At 37.2% G+C, this 2,238-nt stretch carries 1 protein-coding gene; it reads right to left on the bottom strand.

Annotation, left to right across the window (positions count from 1 at the left end; translation table 11 throughout):
- Nucleotides 1–112: 112 nt before the first annotated feature.
- On the bottom strand, nucleotides 113–1,816 hold the full coding sequence (locus tag P767_RS0114770) for a DUF262 domain-containing protein (RefSeq protein WP_026765152.1): 1,704 nt from the start codon (nucleotides 1,814–1,816) through the stop codon (nucleotides 113–115).
- Between the last annotated feature and the right edge of the window lie 422 nt (nucleotides 1,817–2,238).

The raw sequence follows: 2,238 nt of genomic DNA, 5'->3' as shown, positions 1-2,238 counted from the left end.
AACACAAAACTGTCAACCTGCACTAAACTTGAATAGAAGCACAAAGCTCCAAGTTTGCACTTCACCCCGCCTGACGCAAAACCCGTGTTACCTGCTGTGTTTCTGTCAGTTGTTATACGTTGTCCTTTAAAAAAGTAATAATTTTCTCTTTGCGTTTTTGAATTTCTTGCTTTGTCCAAGTCAAGTTGTCCTTAGTCATTTCTTGAATTTCTCGCTGTTGTGCCAAGTGATTATATGTTGCTCTCTTGTCGGCAAATGGGTTGTTACCAACGGAGCAGTTATGAGATTTTGAGAGTAATAAATAGTTGCCTAAACAGTCAATGTATTGTTGTTTGAACTCCTCGTCATATTCACAATAACCTGCGGCAACTGGCTTTCCGTCTGTCGGTGTCTGTGGTGCAATGTGTTCTAATTCTGGGCTAACTATTTTGTCAAAACGAGTTGGTGAATAACCGCTTTTGCCTTGCCCTTCTAAATGGTTTTCGTATTTCCAAAGAAGATATTTTGCTGTCGAGTGTGGGACTGCTGCCTGAATTGAACGTTCAAATTCTGTGTCATTCCAATATGCCCACCACCAAGAATCGCCACCAGTTTTTTTCATCCAGTCTATTCTGTCAATGATTGGTTTAATGTCGGGTTTTTCAGCGGTGAAATTTTGGAAAACATCATTTACTCTCGAAGTAATGTCTGCTCTTGTTCCAATTAAACGATGTCGTAAAACGATTGATTCGAGTTTACTGCAAAGTTGATTTATCGTATTTGTCGGCAAACCGAATTTGTAAGCCTTGATTACAAAAGGAATTGCGATTCCAATTCCTCCAAGTGTTATTAGTGAATGAATTTCTAATTGTTCTCTTTCGTCTTTGCCGAAGAATGTTGTTAGATGCTCAAAACTGATTGCTAACGAATGTGTGAATGATTTTATAAATGGAATTGGGTTTCCGTCTGAAAGTAGCTTATTGATTTTTTCAATTGCGTTTGTTTCCCAAAGTGAATTGAAATGAACTCTTAAAGTGTAAACCAAAACATCATCTTCGTTGATGTTGTATTCTATTGACGAAATAGATTTGTAGATTTTTTCAAAGCGGTTTTTGATTTCTTCAATTAGTGATTCCTTTTCTTCGCCACCGTAAAGATGAACGTTGAACATAAATTGAGCTTTGATTATTTCCAAGTTTGAAGGTTTCTTGCCTCTATTGTTTTGGAAAATAAACATCTGTATGGCTTCTGATTCGTCCTTAACCGGGTGTGTTGTGCAAGTAGCATTTTGCACTGTATTCAGCATTTTAAGCAAATAGGATTCGTCTTTGCTTTCTAATTGTGAAGTGAAGAAGTCAAAAGCGTTTACAATTCTTTTTGCTGAAGCAGTTTCAAGTCCGTTCTTGTCTTTTTTTGTTTGGTCAATAACATAATCTTTGAAAAGTTGTTTATCGTAGTCAACTGTTTCAAAACGATAGGTTGAATTTCGTTTGATAATGTCTTCAAAAATTTCCTGTTCGGTTTCTGTGAGTTTTCTAATAGAACTTAGTCGCTTGAAAAGTGCAGAAAGAAAAATTACAATTGTTGTAAGGCGTTGTTGTCCGTCAATAACGCCAAATTTTTTGTCGGGTTTTTCTTCAAATAGAAAGTGTCCGAAGTAGTAAAATGATTTTGTTGAACTTTTGTTGTAGTCCTCCAAATCCGATAAAAAAACATTAACCTGTTTTGGTGCTTTGCTTTTTTCAAATTCTGTGTCCCAAGAATATGCTCTTTGATAAGTAGGAACAAAAATTCTGTTCCCTGCTAACATTTGTTTTATTGTTGTTGATGCTTCCATTCTAAATTATTCGTGTCCTTAAAAAATCGGTGGTGGCGTAGACACCACCGATTAAATCTTTTAGAGTTTTGTCCAAGAGTGAAAAGTTGAACTTGGGCAACCCGATGTGCTTGGAGATGATTTGGTTTGAATTGTTGTGCCACACTTTTTACAACTGTAGTTCGTGTCGCCAACCTCACCCAACTTTGTCCAAGAGTGAAACGTTTTTGCCGAGCAACCAGAGGTGCTTGGGCTTGAGTCCTTCTTAATAGAAGTCCCGCAATTTTTGCATTGATACCAGCTTAATGCCATATTAAAAATTGTTTTTTGTTGTGCCTACTCTGGTCGGTTTTCGGCATCCCCGTTTGTCCGCTAATATAGAATGTCAGTCCGTCAAAACGTGTCGTTGTCTTGTATGGTCGTCTTTCTAACATAGCAGGTAA

The organism is Sediminibacterium salmoneum NBRC 103935, from assembly GCF_000511175.1.
In the GTDB taxonomy this organism is placed as follows: Bacteria; Bacteroidota; Bacteroidia; order Chitinophagales; family Chitinophagaceae; genus Sediminibacterium; species Sediminibacterium salmoneum.
Note: the sequence above shows the minus strand (reverse complement) of the source record. Positions and strands in the feature narration are given on the sequence as shown.